Genomic DNA, 18,218 nt, shown 5'->3' with positions numbered 1-18,218 from the left:
GCCGGCAGGGGCGGGTGGCCGGGACGGTCTGAAGATTACCTTCGCCAACGTGCCGAGGAAGTGTAGACAAGTTTCGCTGCGCTGCCTATCGTCAGCACTACCCAGAGCGATGTTCCTCGATGGAAGAGGTCGTCAGTGGTGCAGATCGGACGATGGACCGCGGTCGCCCCGGCCCTGCTGGCGGCGAATCTCCTGATCACGGGCACTGCCGCCCACGCCGGACCCGCACCGGACCCGCTGGGGGCGAGCGTCGAGGACGCCGTGGCCGCCAAGCTGCGCGGGCAGGTCAGCGCCACGGCGGCGGCGGAGCACACCGACGCTTCCGAGACCCGCGTGACCGTCACCCGCCGGCACGGCCAGTGGGCCTTCGGCACCGCCGTGGCTCTCACCTCCCACGAGCGGGACGTCCACCCGACCGGCGCGATCTTCATCGCCCGGGCCGAGGCCGGGACGTGGCGGGTGAGCTTCGACGGTGAAGCCGGGTTCACCGAGCTGGCCGCCGAGTCGCCCGTGGTGAACAGCCAGGAGAAGAGCGTCTTCGGCAGCACCCCGAGCCCCAGGTTCGCGGGTGGTGACTACCGGACCGGGATGGCCCTGCCGTTCGCGGTCGGCCAGACGTGGACGATGACCAGCGGACCGCACGGTTGGGGCGGCTACGAGACGCCGTACAGCTCCATCGACCTGGCCGGCGGTGACCAGGTGGTCCGCGCGGCACGGGCCGGTACGGCGTACACCATGTGCACGGGGTGGATCCGGGTGATCCACGACCGGGGCTACTCCACCGACTACTATCACCTGTGGAGCAGCATCTCGGTCAACGGCGCCGCCGTCAGCCAGGGCACGTACCTCGGCAACACGGGGACCGACGTGACCTGCGGCGGGGCGGCGACCGGTCGGCACGTGCACTTCGGACTGCGGCAGAACAGCGCGTACGTGGGAATCGCCGGCCACGGCATCGGCAAGTGGGAGTTCGTCAACGGCGCCGGGGCGTACCAGGGCGGCGCCCGGCACGGGTCGGCCTGGGTTGGCGTCGGAGGCGGCCTCTACAACCACGGCGCGCTCGGCCTCAACCAGGCGGTGGTCGACGCCAACGGCGGCGGCACGCTGACCAAGCGGTCCGGGCCCGGCACCGGCTACTCGGTGCTGGGATCGGTGGGCGACGGCGCCACGGTCACCGTCTCGTGCTCCGCCAACGGCACCTCCCACACCGGCCGGTACGGCACCACATCGCTGTGGAACCGACTCAGCGACGGCGCCTGGGTCTCCGACGCCTACCTCTGGACCGGGGTGAACGGGCCGGTCAACGGCTGGTGCTGAGCCGGCACCGGCCCGGCACCGAGAACGCGACGGACCGCGTCCTGCTCCGGTCAGACCCGCCGGAAGAGCGCGGCCAGCGCCTGCCCGCCACCGATGCACATGGTGACGACGCCGAGCTCCAGGTCGTTGCGTACCAGATGTTTGGCCAGCCTAAGGGCGAGGATGGCGCCGGTCGCGCCGACAGGGTGGCCGAGCGCGATGGCGCCGCCGTAGGGGTTGACCCGGTCCGGATCGAGGTCGGCGTCGCGGATCACGGCGACCGCCTGGGCCGCGAACGCCTCGTTGCACTCGATGGCGTCGATGTCGTCGGGCGCCGTGCCGGTCTGCGCGAAAAGCTTGCGGAGCGCGACCACCGGGGCGTAGCCCATGATCTCCGGCTCCAGCGCACCGGTGGCAACCGCCTCGATGGCCACCAGGGGTTTCAGCCCACGTTCGGCGGCGGCGGACCGGGTGGCGAGCACGACGGCGGCGGCACCGTCGTTGATGCCCGCGGCGTTGCCGGCGGTGACCGTGCCGCCCTCCCTGAAGGCCGGGCGGAGGCGGGCCAGCGCCGCCACGGTCGTGTCGGGCCTCGGGTGCTCGTCGGTCGTCACCTCGGCGCCGTGGCGTCCCCCGGTGGTGACCGGAACGATCTCCTCGGCGAACGCCGCCCGGGCCGCCGGGGTCGCGGCGCGACGTTGGGACTCGGCGGCGAACTCGTCCTGGTCGGCGCGGGAGACCCGGTAGCGGCCGGCCACGTTCTCCGCCGTGATCCCCATCTGGATGTGCTGGAACGGATCGGTGAGCATCAGAACCGTGCCGTCCACCAGGACTCGGTCGCCGAGTCGGTAACCGGCGCGCGCCCCGAAGTCGTAGAAGGGCATCCGGGTCATGGATTCGTCACCGCCGGCGAGGGCGAAGTCGAGGCCGTTCCAGCGCATCTCCATCGCCGCCGACCAGATGGCCTGGAGTCCGGACCCGCACAGCCGGTTGACGGTGTAGGCGGGGGTGGACGGCGCAAGCCCGGCGGCGATGGCCACCCGACGCGCGTTGTAGGCGTCCGGCCCGACCTGGCCGACGCAGCCCATCACGACCTCCTCGACCGCCTCGGCCGGCACCGCCGAGCGCGTCAACGCCGCCCTGGCGGCGACGGCCCCCAACTCGTGCGCGGGGGTGTCCTTGAACACCCCGCCGTACCTGCCGACCGGCGTACGGGCACCGTCGACGATCACTATCCGCTGATCCGGCCCGGTCATATCGAGATTCCCCCGTCCACCGGAAGGATGACTCCGGTGATGTAACCGGCCTCCTCGGAGGCGAGGAAAGCCGTGGTGGTGGCCATTTCGCTCGGCGCCGCGAACCGGCCGAGTGGGATGGCGGCGGCGAGTTCCTGACGCTTCTCCGCGGGAATCGAGTCGATCATCCGTGTCTCGGCGTTGGGCGAGATGGCGTTGACGGTGACCCCGAACGTCGCGAGTTCCTTGGCCGCGGTCTTGGTGAAGCCGATGATCCCGGCCTTGGCCGCGCCATAGTTCGCCTGCCCGATGTTGCCGCGCAGCCCCGTGTACGAGGTCACGTTGATGACCCGGCCGTAGCGCTGCTCCCGGAACACCGGAACCGCGGCGCGGGTCAGCCGGAAGGTGCCGCCGAGGTGGACGTCCAGCACCTCGGCCCAGTCCTGGTCGGAGAGCTTCCACAGTCGACGGTCCCGGAGGATGCCGGCGTTGTTGACGACGATGTCCAGGCGACCGGAGGCCGCGACCACCCTCCGCACCAGGGCCTCGACGGCCTCGGTGCTGGTGACGTCGCAAGCGACGCCGACGGCGCCCAGCTCCTCCGCCGCCAGCGCGACCGCCTCGGCGTCGGCGTCGACCAGGAAGACCGTCGCCCCGGACTCGTGGAAGAGGCGGGCGAACTCGATCCCGAGTCCGCGCGCCGCTCCGGTCACGATCGCGGTTCTCCCCGCGAAGTCGAAGGTCAGGTTCGGCAACTCCGGCTCCTCCTCCTGTCCGCCATAACTAGATCCTCCTGTCCGCCATGACTAGAACAGTTCCTCCGCCGCGTCCTTCAGTGAGGTCAGGACGCGACGGGTCTGCGGCGTGTCCGGGAGCAACGCGAGGAGCAGCGGGGAGGCCGAGAAGGTCGACTGGTGGACCATGAGCCGACGGACCCACTCCATGCCCGCCTCCAACTCGGCGACGGCGTCGGTCGCGCCGCCGGTGCGTACCCAGTTTCCGAGCGCGGAGCGGTGGATCGCGTCGATCAGCGCCGCCAGGGCCATCGACTGGAAAGGCGGAGCGTCGGCCGGGAGGTGGTCGCGCAGGAACGAACGGGTGAGCGCCACGTACCGCTCGTGCTCGATGACCTCCCGCTTGCGCAACTCGGGCACGACACGCGTCAGTTTGAATCGCCGGAGGACGAGTTCGGGACGACTGAGGAAGTCACGCAACGACTCGCCCGTGGCCGCGATGACGGCCTCCACCGGATCCGTGTCGGGGGCCGACTCCAGGAGGCATCGCTCGACCAGCCTGATGCGTTCGGTGTGGTCCGGAAACGCGAGTTCGTCCTTGCTTTCGAAGTGCCGGAAGACGGTGCGGCGGGACACGCTCGACGCCTCCGCAACGGCTTCGACGGTCACATTCGCGTACCCCTCCTCCAGGAACAGGGCCATCGCCGTTTCCGAGATCCGGTACTTGGTCTCGAGTATTCTCCGCGAAGTCACCGACAGGTGCCCTCTCCTGATCTGCTCTTGCGCGAAGTGCAGTTCCCGCGCATCGTGAGGTTTGCCGAACTCTGTGACCCCTGCGGGACGTCCGCAGCGGCTCACGGCCCGCGCTCCGCCGGGTCGGCACCGGCCGAGGTGCGGCGCGACGACGTACGGCGCTGCTGCCAGGCCAGCCATTGATACCGAACGGTACCCCAGAGCCCACGCCGGAACAGCAGCACCACGAGGACGAAGACCGAGCCGGTGACCAGATCGATACCGTCGAAGCCGGACGAGGCGAGATAGTCGGCGAGCATCACGGAGAGGAACGCGCCGAGGATTCCTCCCCACAGCGTGCCGATGCCGCCGAGCACCGTCATCAGCACGACCTCGCCGGAGGTGCTCCAGTGCAGTTCGGTCAGCGCGACGAAACCGTGGTTGATGGCGAAGACACCGCCGGCCAGCCCGGTCAGTCCGGCGGAGAGCACGAAGGCGATGACCTTGTATTTCTCCACCTCGTAACCGAGCGCCCGGGCCCGTTGGGTGTTGTCGCGGATCGACACCAGGACCCGGCCGAACGGCGAGTGCACGATCCGCCAGGCCACCCACATGCCGAGCAGGAGGATCGGCAGGGCCGCGTAGTAGAAGTAGAACGAATCGGTCTCCACCAGCTCGATCCCGAAGAAATTCCGGGGTACGCCCTGCAGCCCGTTCTCGCCGCCGGTCAGGCCGCTCCACTGGTACCCGATGAAGTAGACCATCTGGGCGAAGGCGAGGGTCACCATCGCGAAGTAGATCCCGGAGCGGCGCACCGACAGATATCCGGCGGGGAGGGCGAGAATCATCGCGAACAGCGCGCCGCCGACGACGGCCACCGGGAACGGCACGCCGTGGTGCGTCGCGATCAGGCTGGTCACGTACGCCGAACTGCCCCAGAAGGCCGCGTGTCCGAAGGAGAGCAGGCCGGTGTAGCCGAGCAGGATGTCCAGGGCGATCGCGAACAGCGCCATCGCGACGATGTCCATCGCCACCGGCGGATAGACGAACCACGGCAGCGCCAGCGCCGCCACCAGGCCGACGGCGAGCAGAACCCAGCGCAGTCTCGGGCTGCCCGCCGAGGTGGCGGACTGCGGCTCGGTGACCGGGGCCTCGGTTACCACGGACCGGGTCATGCCGTCGCCTCCTTGCGTCCGAACAGCCCGGCGGGGCGGACCAGGATGATCACCGCCATCAGGACGAAGATCAGGATCTGCGCGAACGTGGGGGCGTACGCCTGCCCGAACGCCTCCACCAGGCCCACCATGAAACCCGCGACCACGGCGCCGACGATCGACCCGAGTCCCCCGATCACCACGACCGCGAACAGGATGATCGCGAAGTTGTTGCCCATGTCGGCGGTGATCGCCCGGAACGGTGCGGCGAGCACGCCGGCCAGCCCGGCGAGCGCGACCCCGAAGCCGAAGACCGGCGTCACCCAGCGGCCGACGTTGATGCCCAGGGCACGGGCCAGCTCCGGCTTCTCGGTCGCCGCCCGGACGATCATGCCGACCCTGGTCCGCGTCATCAGCAGCCAGACGAGCACACAGATCGCCACGGAGAACAGGAAGACGAACAGTTGGTAGCGCGGCAGCACGACGCCGGCCAGCTCGACGCGTCCGGACAGTACGTCCGGAGGCTTGTACGGCAGCCCGGAGACGCCGTACCGCTGCTTGACGGCCTCCACCAGGACCAGCGTGAGACCGAAGGTGAGCAGGAAGTTGTAGAGCGGGTCGAGCCGGAGCAGCCACTGCACGAGCAGCCGCTCCACCACGACGCCGAAGCCGAACATCAGCAGCGGTACCGCCAGCAGCGCCCACCACAGCGTGAGCCCGAGGGTGTCGAGCAGCACGGCCGCGGCGACCGCGCCGAGCATGTAGAACGCGCCGTGGGCGAAGTTCACCACGCCCAGGACGCCGAAGATGATCGCCAGTCCCAGGGCGGCCAGCGCGTAGAAGCTGCCGGCCGCCAGGCCCTGTACGGCGTACTGCAGCACTGCGTTCATGGGTTCCTTTCCCGGGGCTCACGCTGGGCGCCGACGGGTGTCTGCGGACTACGGACTCCGACCACCGCTCAGAGCGAGCAGTTGGACGCCTCGGCCGGAGGGAATGCCTTCGCCGCCGGGATCGTGGTGACGATCTCCTCGTAGTCCCAGTCCTCCTTCACCTCCGACGGCTTCTTGACCCGGGCCAGGTAGGCGTCGTGGGTGACCAGGTGGTCCTTGGCGCGGATCTCGCCGTTGCGCAGGAAGACGTCGTTGACTCGTCTGCCCTCGAGCTTGCCGACGACCGCGTCGGCGTCGTCGGTGCCGGCCTCCTGGACCGCCTCCAGATACTGCAGCGCCGCGGAATAGTTGCCGGCGTGTTCGAAGGTCGGCCGGGTCCCGGTCTCGTCGCGGAACCGGTCCGCCCAGGCGCGCGACTCGGCGTCCATGTTCCAGTACCAGGCGTCGGTGAACATCGTGCCGGCGAACTGGTCGACGCCGAGCGAGTGGATGTCGGTGATCAGCATCAGCCCGACGGCCAGGTCGATGCCCCTCTCCCGCAGCCCCGACTCGTTGAACTGCTTGACCACGTTGATCAGGTCACCGCCGGCCTGCATCGTGCCGATCACGTCGGGGTTGGTGCTGCCGGCCTTGGTGAGGAAGGTCGCGAAGTTGTCGTTCGGGAACGGCGTCGGGATGGTGCCCTGCACGGTGCCGCCGGCCCGCTTGATCGCCTCGGTGAAGGACTTGGTCATGTCCTGGCCGAACTGGTAGTCCGGGTAGATGATGTGCCAGTTCTTGCCGCCGTTCTCGGTGACGGTCGTGCCGGTGCCGTTGGCGAGCATGTAGGTGTTGTAGGCCCACTGGAAGGTGTACTTGTTGCACTGCCCGCCGGTCAGTTCGGTGGTCGCCGCGCTGACGTCGAGGAACAGCTTCTTGTGGCTCTTCGCCTGGTTGGCGACGGCCAGCGCCGCCGACGAGGTCGGCACGTCGAGGATGACGTCCGCTCCCCCGCGCTCGTACAGCTCCTTCGCCTTGGTGTTGGCGATGTCCGGCTTGTTCTGGTGGTCGGTCGAGGTCACCTCGATCTCGTCGACGACCGCCCTGTCGCCGTACTTCTTCTGGTAGTCGGCCACCGCCATCCTGACCGCCTTGACGCTGTTCGGCCCCGACGCGTCCTTGTAGATGCCGGACTGGTCGTTGAGTACCGCGAGCACCAGCTTGCCGTCGGTGAAATCGCCGTCCGACCCCCCGGGGCCGCCGGCACCGCAGGCGCCGAGGAGCAGTACCCCTGTCACCGCCGCGGCACCGGCCCCAATCCGCTTGCTTCTCATGGTGGTCCTCCTCGTGTCGTATCGGATGTGTCGCGTCGTCTCGCCGACCGGTCAGATGCCGAGATGGGTGAGGAGTTCGCCCTCGCGCCGCCGGAATTCGGAGTTGTCGAGGGTCTCGACGACGCGGCCCTGGCTGAGCAGGTAGTGCCGGTCGGCCACGGTGGCGGCGAACTTGACGTTCTGCTCGATGAGCAGCACACCGGCGCCGGTGGCCTTGATCTGGCGGATGATCGTCCCGATCCGGGCCACGACCACCGGGGCCAGGCCCTCGGAGGGTTCGTCCATCAGCATCAGCCGGGCACCGGTCCGGAGCGCCCGGGCGATGGCCAGCATCTGCTGCTCCCCACCCGACAGCGTGGTGCCGGGCGCCCTGCGGCGGTCGGCGAGTTCCGGGAACGTCTCGTAGACCCGCTCCAGCGTCCACGCCCGGTCGGAGACCCTGGGCGGAAGCAGCAGGTTCTCCTCCACGCTGAGGCTCGCGTAGATGCCGCGGTCGTCCTGGACCCAGCCCATCCCGGCGCGGGCCCGCTGGTGGGCCGGCGTGCGGGTGACGTCGCGGCCGAGGAAGGAGACGCTGCCGCCGACCTGCCGGTGCAGGCCGATCAGGCACCGCACCAGGGTGGTCTTTCCGGCGCCGTTGCGCCCGACCAGGGTGACGACCTCGCCCTCTCCGACCCGTACGCTCACCCCGTGCAGGGCCTGCGCCTCGCCGTACCACGCCATCAGGCCGTTCACCTCAAGCATGGTCGGCCTCGCCCAGGTACGCGGTGATCACCCGTTCGTCGTTGCGGACCTCGTCGTAGCCGCCCTCGGCCAGGATTCGGCCCTGCTGCAACACCGTCACCCGGTCGGCCAGGCTGCCGACCACGTGCATGTTGTGGTCCACGAACACCACCGTGCGACCGGCCGCGAGGCGGCGGACCAGCTCGATGGTCCGGTCGACGTCCTCGATCCCCATCCCGGCCGTCGGCTCGTCGAGGAGCATCACCCGTGGATCCAGCGCCAGCACCAGCGCCAGTTCCAGCGCGCGCTTCTGCCCGTAGGCGAGCAGCCCGACCGGCTTCTCCGCCAGCGGCATCAGCCCCACCTGCGCGAGCAGCTCGTCCACCCGGGCGCGGTTCCTGCCGAGCAGCTTCTCCGACCGCCAGAACCGGAATCCCTGGCTGGTGAGCCCCTGGAGAGCCAGCTCCACGTGCTGCCGGCTCGTCAGTGTCTCGAAGAGGCTGGTGATCTGGAACGACCTGGCCACGCCACGGCGGGCGACCTGCTCGGGCTGTTGGCCGGTGACGTCCTCGTCGAAGACCGTGATCGCGCCGGACGTCGGGGAGACGAATCCGGTCAGCAGGTTGAACAGCGTGGTCTTGCCGGCACCGTTCGGGCCCACCAGCGCGTGCACACTGCCCTCGCGAACCTCGAGGTCCACCGAGTCCACCGCCCGGAAGCCGCGGAACACCTTCGTCAGGGACCGGGTGCGCAGCGCCATCCGATCGCTCGTCGTCACCCGGCTTCCCTCCTGGCTAGAGCGGCCGAGCCCGTCGTCATCCCGGCTGCCCTCCCTCCGGCGGGGAGCTGCGCTGGCGGTCGAGGCATCTCAGTCCCTTCTCGGTCACACGGTTCGGGCGGCGCTGTGCCGCGGTTGGTCGCTGCGCCCCGGCAGGCTGACGGCACCGAGGTGACGTCAGCGCGCACACACGAAGCTCTCGGCGCTGTCGGGATCACCCGAGCGGTACTTCGGCCAGCGCGGGTACTCGCAGAGCGGGCGGGTCCTGCCACTCCTGGCGTCGGTGGCCACCGGCCTGACCGGCGGCCGTCCTGCCTCGACCCAGCGCTCCAGGGCGGAGAGCGAGTCCCAGTTGGCGGCGAACGCGGGCGCGCCGACGTTGGCGTGGTTCGCCCCTGGCACCAGGTAGTACCGCATGAACTCCCGGGTCTGCCGGGTGCCTACCGTGCCGAGCACCCGCCGGTAGTAGTCGTTCGTCGAGCGGTGCGACACCAGCTCGTCGGCAGCACCGTGCAGGAGCAGCAGTTTTCCGCCGGAGCGCGCGAAGGGACGCAGGTCCGAGTCGTTGCGGTCCTGGATGGTCGAGAGGTGACTGATCCGGGGAAGCCACTTTCCGGGTCGCCGAGGGTCGACAGCCAGGGGGTCGTGGCCGGCGTCCCTGGTCAGGAAGTACTTCACCCACTGGTCCCAGTACTGCGCCCCGTATCCGCTGGTCGTCGGCATCGGGTTGGCGGGCGCGGAGGTGCCGAAGCCGAGGACCGGGGTTCTCATGTCGGCACCCGAGAGCAGCGGGAAGCCGGGATAGTACCGCTCGCCGCTGGCGATCCGGTACGGCCAGCGGAACGGCTCGGCGGCGGCGATCACCGAGGCGATCTGCGGATCGGAGAGACAGGTCGGGCCGGTATCGGCACCCTTGGAGCAGCGGAGCACGCGGGGGTCGAGTTCGCAGCCGTCGGCGTTCGAGATGATCCTGTCCTCGAGGCCGTCCCGTCCGTCGCACGCCGCCATGACGCTGTCGTAGAGGAGGGTCTGCTTCTCGGGGCCGGGGAATGCGCCGGGGCGGGACATCACCTGCACGAGGTGGCCGAGGTGCAGGATCTCGGCGGTGTTGTTCCAGGCGGGGTAGGCGGAGATGACGCCGTCGAAGGCGTCCGGCCAGCGCTGTGCGACGACGAGAGCCTCCCGTCCGCCCGTCGAGCCGCCCGCGAAGTACGTCCGACCGGGTCCGACACCGTAGCCACGACGGATGAGGTAGAGCGCGGCATCGCGGGTCTTCTTGAGCGCGTCACCGGCGGCGAAGTTGCGAAGTGCCTCGTCGTTCATCCCGAAGGACCCGTCCAGGGACCCTGCGGGCCCCGCCTGGTGGCCGGAGTCGCTCCCGAACGTCACGTACCCACGGGCCAGCGGCGTCGGTTGATCGGCACGCCCGAACGGCACGTTCTGGGTGACGGCGGGAATCGTTCCGTTGTATCCGCCGCCGCCGAACATCATCGCGTTGCGGTTCCACTCGACCGGCATCGCGATCTGTAGCCTGATGTCCGGCGCGGAGGGGTCGATCGGGAAGAGCGCCGCACCGACGGTGCAGTACTCGATGGTCTTGCCACTCACGGTCTGGGTCACCAGGGATGCCGACCCGACCCGGCCACCCCTGGTCGGCAACGTGATTGCCGACGCCGGGATCTCGCTTCCCGCCAACTCGGCGCAGCTCGGTGCCGCGCCCACCGTGGCGGTGGCGGGCGCGGTCCCGAGGACCGCCGTCGCGCTCGCCAACACGGTGGCGAGGATCAGTCCGGCATGGAATCGCCTCAGTCTTCCCCGAACTCGCCGCACCTGGCTCATCGCGGACCTCCTGCCTAAGCACGCTGTGCCGCCAACGCCGCCCCTAGGCGGCACTGAGTGCCAACACTGTGCCATGGGTCACAGGGGCCCGCAAGGGTCGGCAGCGGAAACGTCCGGCAGCCGGCCGGCTCTTGCCCCGGATAAGTGACGCGTGCAACAGTGATGGCACGCGGTGGCAATGTAGACGCGGATTGCGACACCGCGTGCCAGGCTGACACCAAGGAGGCAGTGCCAATGCCTGCTATGCCGTCCGGGGCCGCCATCGCCCGCGAACCGGCCGGGCGTCGTCGCACCAGGTCGTCTCTGCTCCGGCCGATCCTCGGCGTCGTCCTTGCGACCGCCGTGCTGGCCGCCACGCCACCCGCCGGTGCGTCCGCGCACGCTCTCCACCCTGGAGCGAACCCGACCCAGGTCCGAACGACGCTGGGCCCGATCGTCGGACTGAACGAGGGCCGGTCGAGCGGGACGTACTCGTGGCTGGGAATCCCCTACGCCGAGCCGCCGGTGGGCAGGCTCCGGTGGCAACCGCCGAAGACCCACCGGTCCTGGGTGGACGTCCGGCGCACCCAGGAGTACGGGCCGGGATGCACCCAGCCGGGACGCTTCTTCAGCCCGTCCCCGAACGGGCCGCGCTACGACCTGGCGGTCCGGGACGGCCTGCAACAGCCCGTCGGCGAGGAGGACTGCCTGACGCTGAACGTGTTCCGGCCGTCCACGTCAGCGCGCGACCTGCCCGTCGTGTTCTTCATCCACGGCGGAAGCAACGTCGTCGGCTACTCGGCGGATCCGATGTACGACGGGCGCGAGCTGGCCAGGCGCGCCCAGGCCGTGGTCGTCACCGTCAACTACCGGGTGGGGATCTTCGGCTGGCTGAACGCCGAAGGCGCGGGCCACGACGACCCGCTGTCGGCCTCCGGCAACTTCGGCACCCTCGACCTCGTCAAGGCGCTCCGCTTCGTCGACCAGAACGCGCGGCGGTTCGGTGGCGACCCCGGCAACATCAGCGTGATGGGCCAGTCCGCGGGTGCGGTGAACGTCTGGTCCCTGCTCGTCTCCCCACTGGCCCGCGGCATGGTGGACAAGGCCATCCCGCTCAGCGGCGGCCTGAGCACCCGAAGCGTGGCCAGCGCGCGGGCCTACGCCGACCGGGTGATGCAGGCCGCGAAGAGCGACCACCCCTCCTCGGGCAGCAGCGGCATGGAGCTGCTCCGTTCGCTTCCCGCCGACGAACTGGTCCGGGTGCTCGTCAGGCACCAGCTCGACGCGACACCGGCGGTCATCGCCGACGGCACCGTGATCCCCGCGGACCCGTACGCCGTACTCGGGTCCGGGGTCGGTCGGGACGTGCCCGTACTGGCCGGGAACACCCTTGAGGAAGGGAAGCTCTTCGGCAGCACCATCGGCGCACACAGGCCGAGCGACTACGACCGGTTCACGATGCAGTACCTGTTCGACCCGGACGACCCCGGCGAGCTGACCACCTCCGATCTGCTCAGGGACGAGTACCTGCCGGTGGAGAAGCCCGGAGGCTGGAACGACGCTGCCGCGGCGCTCACCGAGGCCGTCTTCACCGGCATCAACCGGGATTCACTCGATGCGCTGGCTCGCGGCGGGAACCGGTCGCTCTATCACTACCGGTTCGACTGGAACCAGCAGCCCGCGCCGTTCGACGAGGTGTACGGCGCCGTGCACGCGATCGATCTGCCCTTCGTCTTCGGCAACTTCGGCCGCAACGTGTTCTCGTACGCCTTCAGCCAGCAGAACCGGCCCGGCCGGCTGCGGCTGTCGGACCTGATGATCGCCAGCGTCCGGAACTTCGTCCACCACGGATCACCGCAGCACCGGGGACTCGGTCGCCACTGGGACCAGTGGCCGGCGAGCCTGGTGCTGGACGCCGACGATCGGCACGTCCGGCTCGGGTCGACCACCGTCCGGTGAGGACGGCCGGCGCCGGACAGCGGCAGGAGCACCCTCGCAGAAACGGAGGAACCGTGCGCGGACTGATGCAGGACAGGTCGCTCGACGTCGGCCTGTTGATGCGCCGGGCGGATCTGGGTTTCCGGCACAAGCGGGTCGTCACGGCGACCGCGTCGGGCGAGACGATCTCGACCTGGGGCGAGGTGATCGACCGTGCGCGGCGACTCTCCGCCGTGCTCGACGTCCTGGAGGTCCCGAACTCGGCCCGGGTCGGCACCTTCGGCTGGAACAGCCAGCGCCACGTCGAGCTGTATCTGGGTGTCCCGTCGGCCGGCCGCGTCCTCCACACGATCAACCACCGGCTCTTCGCCCGCGACCTGGTACACATCATGTCCGACGCGGCCGACGACGTCGTCTTCGTCGACCGGTCGCTGCTCGGCACGGTCTGGGACGCCGTCCGCTCCATCGCGACGGTCCGCTGGATCGTCGTGATGGACGACGGTGGCGACGAGGCGGTTCCCGCCGATCCGCGGGTGGTCGACTACGAGGCGCTACTCGCCCGATGCCCCGAGCCGGCACCGCTGCCCTGCGTCGACGAGGACGACGCCGCGAGCCTCTGCTACACCTCCGGTACGACCGGGCGGCCGAGGGGCGTGCTCTACAGCCACCGCTCCCTCGTGCTGCACGCGATGCTGCTGCTGGGCGTCGACAGCTTCGCCATCTCGGAGCGGGACGTCGTCATGCCCATCGTGCCGATGTTCCACGTCAACGCCTGGGGGCTGCCCTACGCGGCGGTGCTCGCCGGAGCCGACCTCGTGCTTCCGGGTCCGGCGATGGCCCCGACGGAGCTGATCCAGCGACTCTCCCGGCACCGGGTGACATTCGCTGCCGGCGTACCGGCGATCTGGCGCGGGCTGGAGCCGCTGCTGCGTACCGCCGACCTCTCGTCGCTGCGCAAGGTGGTCAGCGGCGGGAGCGCCCTGCCGGACGCGCTGTCCCAGGCGTGGGAGCGGGCGATCGGCGTACCCATCACAGGTTCCTGGGGGATGACCGAGACGAGCCCGCTCGTCGCGTGCGGCCGGGTCTCGTCCGCGCACGACGCGCTGCCGGCCGACGAACGCCGACGGGTGCTCGGCCGGCCCGGGCCGACGGTGCCGTTGGTCGACGTCCGGATTGTGGACGCCGAGCGTCGGCCCGTCGCGCGGGACGGCATCGCGTCGGGCGAACTCCAGGTGGCCGGGCCGACGGTCGCGGCGAGCTACTTCGGTGCCGATCCGGGCACGTCGTCCTTCACCGACGACGGCTGGCTGCGCACCGGTGACGTCGCGACGCTCGACGAGTTCGGCTACCTACGTATCGTCGACCGCATCAAGGACATGATCAAGTCTGGCGGGGAGTGGATCTCGTCGGTCACCCTGGAGAACGAGCTGATGGCGCACCCGGCGGTGCGGGAGGCGGCGGTGATCGGTGTCGTCGACGACCGCTGGGGAGAGCGGCCGTGCGCGTACGTCGTACTCGCGGGTGGGGTGGACGTCGACGAGACGGGTCTCCGCGAGTACCTTCGCGGCCGGGTCGCCTCGTGGTGGATCCCCGATCGCTTCGTCGTCGTCGACGAGATTCCCAAGACGGCGACGGGCAAGTTCTCGAAGGTGGCGCTGCGCGGTCTCACTGGGTCCGTCGCCGGGTCGGACGGCGTGGTATAGATAGACGGTGATATAGATAGGCGTTGATTGACGAGACGGCAGGTCCCACCCCTGATTGGAAGCGACCCATGCCCCGACGATCTGCCCGGGCCGGCCTGGCCGGCGCCCTGGCGCTGCTGACCGCCCTGACCATCACCACCACGTTCACCGGCGACCCGGCGGGGGCCGGAGCCCGCACCGGCACCGCCGGCCCCTGCACCCCGGGCGCCTCCTACCCGTCGCCGCTGCCCGCCGCCAGCATGGCCGCCACCAGGATCGGCGGCGCTTTCAGTTTCCTGGAGGGACCGGTCTGGGTCGCCGGGGCGGGCCAACTGCTCTTCTCCGACATGCGCGGCGGTACGGGTCCGGAGAACGTACAGCCGTCGACGATCCGCCGGTTCACTCCGCCGAACACGTTCGACGTCTTCCTGGAGAACTCCGGCAGCAACGGGCTGGCCGTGACCGGAGACGGCACCGGGATCCTCGCCGCCACCCACGACCAGCGCAGCGTGTCGTCCTACCAGCTCTCCGACCGAAGCCGGAGCACCCTGGCGAGCGGCTTCCAGGGGCGACGGTTCAACTCTCCGAACGACCTCACCATCCGCTCCGACGGCACCGTCTACGTCACCGACCCGAACTTCCAACGCGGCAACCGGCCGGACGAGCTGAGCGGGATGACCGGGGTCTTCCGGGTGAGCAACGGCGAGGTGTTCCTCGTCGACGGCACCCTGGCCCAACCCAACGGCGTCGTGCTCTCGCCGGACGAGACGACGCTCTACGTCGGCGCCAACGCCGGAAACACCATCGTCCGGTACGACCTGCTGCCGGACGGCAGCACCGGTCGGCGCAGCACGTTCGCGAGCATCGCCGGGCCGGACGGCGCGACGGTGGACTGCGCCGGCAACCTCTACTGGGCCTCTCACACCGACGGGCGGATCCACGTCTTCGCGCCCACCGGCGAGAAGCTGGGCACGATCTCCGCAGGCCGGAACACCACCAACGCCGCCTTCGGCGGCGCCGATGGCCGAACGCTGTTCATCACCTCCGGTACGTGGGGCAACTTCGGCCTCTACCAGGTCCAACTCAACGTGCCAGGATCGCCGTACTGACGGGCGGGGCGGCTCGACGATCACCCGGTACGAGCGCACCGGTCGTGCGATCGGGCAGCCGGACTACGGCCGGAGGGTTAGCGGGCCGGGGTGTCGGTGTCGGTGTCGACCGAGACGTTGTCGAACGAGGCGGTGGCCCAGGTGGTGACCAGACCGGCCGGCCCGGTGAGGATGAAGCCGTCGGAGGCGGTGAGCCGGGTGCCGCCGACCGACCCGGTCAGGGTTCGCCCGGCCGTGCGCAGCGCCAGGGTGTACGAGCGATCCGTGCTGACCGTCATGGGTGCGGACGCGAGGGTGCTCGACCTGCCCTCGACGGTCCGGGTCAACGCGACGGTGTTGTTCGGGCGCAACACCAGTGCGTAGAAGGTGGTGGTGGACTGCGCCCGGGCCACGATGCCCACGAAGCCCGGCATTCCATTGAACGAGTCGGGCCGCACCTCGGCCACGACGGTGTAGTCCCGCCACCCGGGTTGGCCGGTCCGGGCCAGCGCGTTGGCCGCGAAGCTGGACTGGCGCAGGACCCTGGACTCTTCCCGGGTGACGATCCAGGTTCCGCCGGTGGTCGTCCAGCCTGCGGCGTTGCCGTCCTCGAAGTCGTCACTGGCCAGCGTCGCCGCCGACGCGGTGCCGACACCGGTCGTCGCGACAAGCAGTGCCACCAGCACGACGAGCTGTCCACCGAGGCGCGCACCGCTCCTGCCGACGCGAGCCGACATCCGATTCATCTGTCCCATGGCGCTCCAATCCTTGGAAAATCTGCCTCAACAGTATGCCTATATCCATCGTCGTTCATCAATAAACTGTCCGCCCGAAACAATCACTGAGCAGGCACTTTCCGGATCAAGGCCCGCAGACCGAGGTTGTCGCGGCCCCCACGCCCGCCACCCCCCGGCCGCCGGGCGCACCGTGGCGTACGACCTTGGTGCCGGCGCCTCCGACGCGATCGTGGCGGCGGTTGGTCAATAGTCTGGAGCCGCTACGGCGGCAGAACGAACCGGGATCGCCACCACGGATCTGCCGTCGACTCAGGAGCGGGCCCGCTGGCCACCGACCCGAATCGAGGTAGCGGAGTGAATCCCGAGCTGCGGGAGCTGATCGCGGAGCTGCGCGCCGACCTGGAGGCGGACCGGCCCGCGACGCTGGCCTGGGCCCAGATCAACCAGGGCGCCCCGGCCGACGAGATCCCCGCCGATCTGCCGCGGTCGGTCCGGGACCTGCTGGAGACGGCCGACGGAATGCTGGCCGGCGCGTTCGACCTGCCCTCGGTCGCGCACCTGGACGACATCCAGTACTACATCGCACAGATGCCCGAGTTCACCGGTGTCGCCGACGAGCCCGCCGAGTGGCTGGTCTTCGGCACACTCAGTGACGAGCCGCTGCTCATCAGGCGCGATTCCGGCGCGGTCTGGTACCTCCCGGCGGAGACCACCGACGAGTGGTTCATGCGCGAACTGTTCCTCGACGTCGCGCCGGACCTCGACTCGTTCCTCGGCTACTACGTCTTCGGCCCCGGGTACGCCGAGATCGGCGCCGAAGACAGGTGGTGGGCCTTCCTCGGCGAGCAGGGCCTGACCACTCCCGGTGACGAGGACGAGGACCGGCAGCCGGACGGATGACGGCGACACGGCAGGTCACCACGGTCGGTGGCGCCCACCGGACGGATCGGCGGCACGGCCGACAGCGGTGAACCTAACCCACGGCTCGGGTCGCCAGCACTGCCGTACTGACGACCCGGGCCGACCCGGCCGCCCACCCACCCACGCCGGCCGGGCGGCGCGTGTCACCGGGGGACGGCCGGTGCGTCGATTGCGGGCGTGGTCAGCCGTTCAGCGTCGCGAGCAGGGCGGTGGCCATGCCCTGCTCACCACGGGCGTTCGGGTGGAAGGGGGCGGCCGAGTTCTGCGGCACGAGACCCTCGACCCATCGGGTCCCGCTGCTCTTGCAGGCGTCACGGCCGATCGACGGGGTGTAGACGTCGGCGTAGGTGGCGCCGTTCGCGGTCGCGGTGTTGGCCAGCATCGCGTTGAGCGACTTGGCGATGCCGCGCAGGTACGGCACGTCCTGGTAGGCGATCGGGACCACCGGCCAGCAGCCGTTTCCGCTGTCCGGCACGATCGCCGGGTACCCGAGCACCACCACCCGCGCGCTCGGCGCGGCCTGGCGGACAGCCTGGAGCACGGCGGTCACCTTCGGCGCGGTAGCGGCGATCCGGGCCTGCAACTGGTCGGTGCCTCCGCTGGTGTACCGGTTCTTGCACGGCGACCCGAGCGGACTGCTGAGGCTCGCCTCCGCGCAGGCGCTGATGATGCCGGAGAAGCCGATGTCGTTGCCGCCGATCTGTACCGTCACCAGCGCCGTGTTCGCGGTGACCGCGCTGAGCTGCGGTGGCACCGTGATGCCCAACTGGCCGCTGCCAGCCTGCAGGATGTCCTCCGTGGTGGCGCCGGAGCAGCTCACGTCGGCGAACGACGACGATCCGGCGGAGGCGGCCACCAGCGACGGATAGTTGCGGTTGGACCGGAGGCAGTTCAGGTCGACCTGGGTCGGGATCAGCGGACCGGCGGTGTACGAGTCACCCAGCGCGACGTAGCGGCCGGTGGGTACGGCGGCGCTGGCGGGTGTGGCGACGGTGAGCAGTACGCCGGCGGTGGCTACGGCGAGTGCGGCCAGCCGGGTGGCTGTGCGCAGGAGCCGCAGGCGGGGACGGGTCATGGCGCCTCCAGAGGATCACGCTGGTGGTGGTGTCGAGATCCTGTCGCCGACCAACGTCACACGTCAATATGGATGGTCCTCACTAAATGGCCCGAGGTGTGGAC

16 protein-coding genes are annotated in these 18,218 nt (G+C 70.0%); 5 read left to right on the top strand and 11 right to left on the bottom strand.

Annotated elements, in window-relative coordinates; all coding sequences use genetic code 11:
• Window positions 1-138: 138 nt before the first annotated feature.
• A complete protein-coding gene (locus tag C6361_RS01740) occupies window positions 139-1,317 on the top strand; it encodes a peptidoglycan DD-metalloendopeptidase family protein (protein ID WP_234359265.1) in 1,179 nt (392 codons plus the stop codon).
• Window positions 1,318-1,367: 50 nt separating this feature from the next.
• Here C6361_RS01740 and C6361_RS01735 read toward each other — a convergent pair whose 3' ends face one another.
• From C6361_RS01735 to C6361_RS01695, 9 genes are all read right to left on the bottom strand, one after another.
• Window positions 1,368-2,552 (bottom strand): thiolase family protein, encoded by a 1,185-nt coding sequence (locus tag C6361_RS01735; protein WP_107266530.1) that lies wholly within the window; start codon window positions 2,550-2,552, stop codon window positions 1,368-1,370.
• The gene (locus C6361_RS01730) at window positions 2,549-3,286 is read right to left on the bottom strand and encodes an SDR family oxidoreductase (RefSeq protein ID WP_107259468.1); all 738 of its coding nucleotides are present in this window, start codon (window positions 3,284-3,286) and stop codon (window positions 2,549-2,551) included. The genes C6361_RS01735 and C6361_RS01730 overlap by 4 nt, the downstream gene beginning before the upstream one ends.
• A 51-nt stretch (window positions 3,287-3,337) precedes the next feature.
• On the bottom strand, window positions 3,338-3,967 hold the full coding sequence (locus C6361_RS01725) for a TetR/AcrR family transcriptional regulator (protein ID WP_159079126.1): 630 nt from the start codon (window positions 3,965-3,967) through the stop codon (window positions 3,338-3,340).
• A 152-nt stretch (window positions 3,968-4,119) separates the two neighbouring features.
• Window positions 4,120-5,172: a branched-chain amino acid ABC transporter permease gene (locus C6361_RS01720; RefSeq protein ID WP_107266529.1), complete on the bottom strand. Its 1,053-nt coding sequence runs from the start codon at window positions 5,170-5,172 to the stop codon at window positions 4,120-4,122.
• On the bottom strand, window positions 5,169-6,041 hold the full coding sequence (locus tag C6361_RS01715) for a branched-chain amino acid ABC transporter permease (RefSeq protein ID WP_107259474.1): 873 nt from the start codon (window positions 6,039-6,041) through the stop codon (window positions 5,169-5,171). Before C6361_RS01715 ends, C6361_RS01720 begins: the two co-directional genes overlap by 4 nt.
• 68 nt (window positions 6,042-6,109) lie before the next feature.
• On the bottom strand, window positions 6,110-7,354 hold the full coding sequence (locus C6361_RS01710) for an ABC transporter substrate-binding protein (protein ID WP_107259476.1): 1,245 nt from the start codon (window positions 7,352-7,354) through the stop codon (window positions 6,110-6,112).
• A 51-nt stretch (window positions 7,355-7,405) separates the two neighbouring features.
• Window positions 7,406-8,098, bottom strand: a complete 693-nt coding sequence (locus C6361_RS01705; RefSeq protein WP_107259477.1) for an ABC transporter ATP-binding protein — start codon at window positions 8,096-8,098, stop codon at window positions 7,406-7,408.
• On the bottom strand, window positions 8,091-8,837 hold the full coding sequence (locus C6361_RS01700) for an ABC transporter ATP-binding protein (protein WP_107259479.1): 747 nt from the start codon (window positions 8,835-8,837) through the stop codon (window positions 8,091-8,093). Before C6361_RS01700 ends, C6361_RS01705 begins: the two co-directional genes overlap by 8 nt.
• 195 nt (window positions 8,838-9,032) lie before the next feature.
• The gene (locus tag C6361_RS01695) at window positions 9,033-10,628 is read right to left on the bottom strand and encodes a tannase/feruloyl esterase family alpha/beta hydrolase (RefSeq protein WP_199853199.1); all 1,596 of its coding nucleotides are present in this window, start codon (window positions 10,626-10,628) and stop codon (window positions 9,033-9,035) included.
• 300 nt (window positions 10,629-10,928) lie between these two features.
• Between C6361_RS01695 and C6361_RS01690 the strand changes: the two genes are divergently transcribed.
• The 3 genes from C6361_RS01690 (at window position 10,929) to C6361_RS01680 (ending at window position 15,402) form a co-directional block, all read left to right on the top strand.
• On the top strand, window positions 10,929-12,632 hold the full coding sequence (locus tag C6361_RS01690) for a carboxylesterase/lipase family protein (RefSeq protein ID WP_234359264.1): 1,704 nt from the start codon (window positions 10,929-10,931) through the stop codon (window positions 12,630-12,632).
• A 53-nt stretch (window positions 12,633-12,685) separates the two neighbouring features.
• Window positions 12,686-14,314, top strand: coding sequence for a long-chain fatty acid--CoA ligase (locus tag C6361_RS01685; RefSeq protein ID WP_107266526.1), 1,629 nt, complete (start codon window positions 12,686-12,688; stop codon window positions 14,312-14,314).
• A gap of 68 nt (window positions 14,315-14,382) precedes the next feature.
• A complete protein-coding gene (locus tag C6361_RS01680) occupies window positions 14,383-15,402 on the top strand; it encodes an SMP-30/gluconolactonase/LRE family protein (RefSeq protein ID WP_107266525.1) in 1,020 nt (339 codons plus the stop codon).
• A 77-nt stretch (window positions 15,403-15,479) separates the two neighbouring features.
• On the opposite strand, the gene C6361_RS01675 is transcribed toward C6361_RS01680, so the two are convergent.
• Window positions 15,480-16,136, bottom strand: coding sequence for a hypothetical protein (locus tag C6361_RS01675; RefSeq protein WP_159079125.1), 657 nt, complete (start codon window positions 16,134-16,136; stop codon window positions 15,480-15,482).
• 336 nt (window positions 16,137-16,472) lie between these two features.
• Here C6361_RS01675 and C6361_RS01670 point away from each other — a divergent pair, with 336 nt between their 5' ends.
• Window positions 16,473-17,018 carry an SUKH-4 family immunity protein gene (locus tag C6361_RS01670; protein ID WP_107266523.1) on the top strand — a complete coding sequence of 182 codons (546 nt, stop codon included), beginning with the start codon at window positions 16,473-16,475 and terminating at the stop codon, window positions 17,016-17,018.
• 202 nt (window positions 17,019-17,220) lie between these two features.
• On the opposite strand, the gene C6361_RS01665 is transcribed toward C6361_RS01670, so the two are convergent.
• Window positions 17,221-18,114: an SGNH/GDSL hydrolase family protein gene (locus tag C6361_RS01665; RefSeq protein WP_107259493.1), complete on the bottom strand. Its 894-nt coding sequence runs from the start codon at window positions 18,112-18,114 to the stop codon at window positions 17,221-17,223.
• Between the last annotated feature and the right edge of the window lie 104 nt (window positions 18,115-18,218).

The organism is Plantactinospora sp. BC1 (genome assembly GCF_003030345.1).
GTDB lineage: Bacteria > Actinomycetota > Actinomycetes > Mycobacteriales > Micromonosporaceae > Plantactinospora.
This window is presented reverse-complemented; position numbering and strand designations above follow the sequence as displayed.

Excerpts from the sequence above, each read along its gene's own strand:
- C6361_RS01690 (WP_234359264.1), top strand. The coding sequence starts at position 10,929 with ATGCCTGCTATGCCGTCCGGGGCCGCCATCGCCCGCGAACCGGCCGGG.
- C6361_RS01675 (WP_159079125.1), bottom strand. The coding sequence starts at position 16,136 with ATGGGACAGATGAATCGGATGTCGGCTCGCGTCGGCAGGAGCGGTGCG.
- C6361_RS01715 (WP_107259474.1), bottom strand. The coding sequence starts at position 6,041 with ATGAACGCAGTGCTGCAGTACGCCGTACAGGGCCTGGCGGCCGGCAGC.
- C6361_RS01720 (WP_107266529.1), bottom strand. The coding sequence starts at position 5,172 with ATGACCCGGTCCGTGGTAACCGAGGCCCCGGTCACCGAGCCGCAGTCC.
- C6361_RS01725 (WP_159079126.1), bottom strand. The coding sequence starts at position 3,967 with ATGGCCCTGTTCCTGGAGGAGGGGTACGCGAATGTGACCGTCGAAGCC.
- C6361_RS01735 (WP_107266530.1), bottom strand. The coding sequence starts at position 2,552 with ATGACCGGGCCGGATCAGCGGATAGTGATCGTCGACGGTGCCCGTACG.
- C6361_RS01700 (WP_107259479.1), bottom strand. The coding sequence starts at position 8,837 with ATGGCGCTGCGCACCCGGTCCCTGACGAAGGTGTTCCGCGGCTTCCGG.
- C6361_RS01705 (WP_107259477.1), bottom strand. The coding sequence starts at position 8,098 with ATGCTTGAGGTGAACGGCCTGATGGCGTGGTACGGCGAGGCGCAGGCC.
- C6361_RS01710 (WP_107259476.1), bottom strand. The coding sequence starts at position 7,354 with ATGAGAAGCAAGCGGATTGGGGCCGGTGCCGCGGCGGTGACAGGGGTA.
- C6361_RS01665 (WP_107259493.1), bottom strand. The coding sequence starts at position 18,114 with ATGACCCGTCCCCGCCTGCGGCTCCTGCGCACAGCCACCCGGCTGGCC.
- C6361_RS01680 (WP_107266525.1), top strand. The coding sequence starts at position 14,383 with ATGCCCCGACGATCTGCCCGGGCCGGCCTGGCCGGCGCCCTGGCGCTG.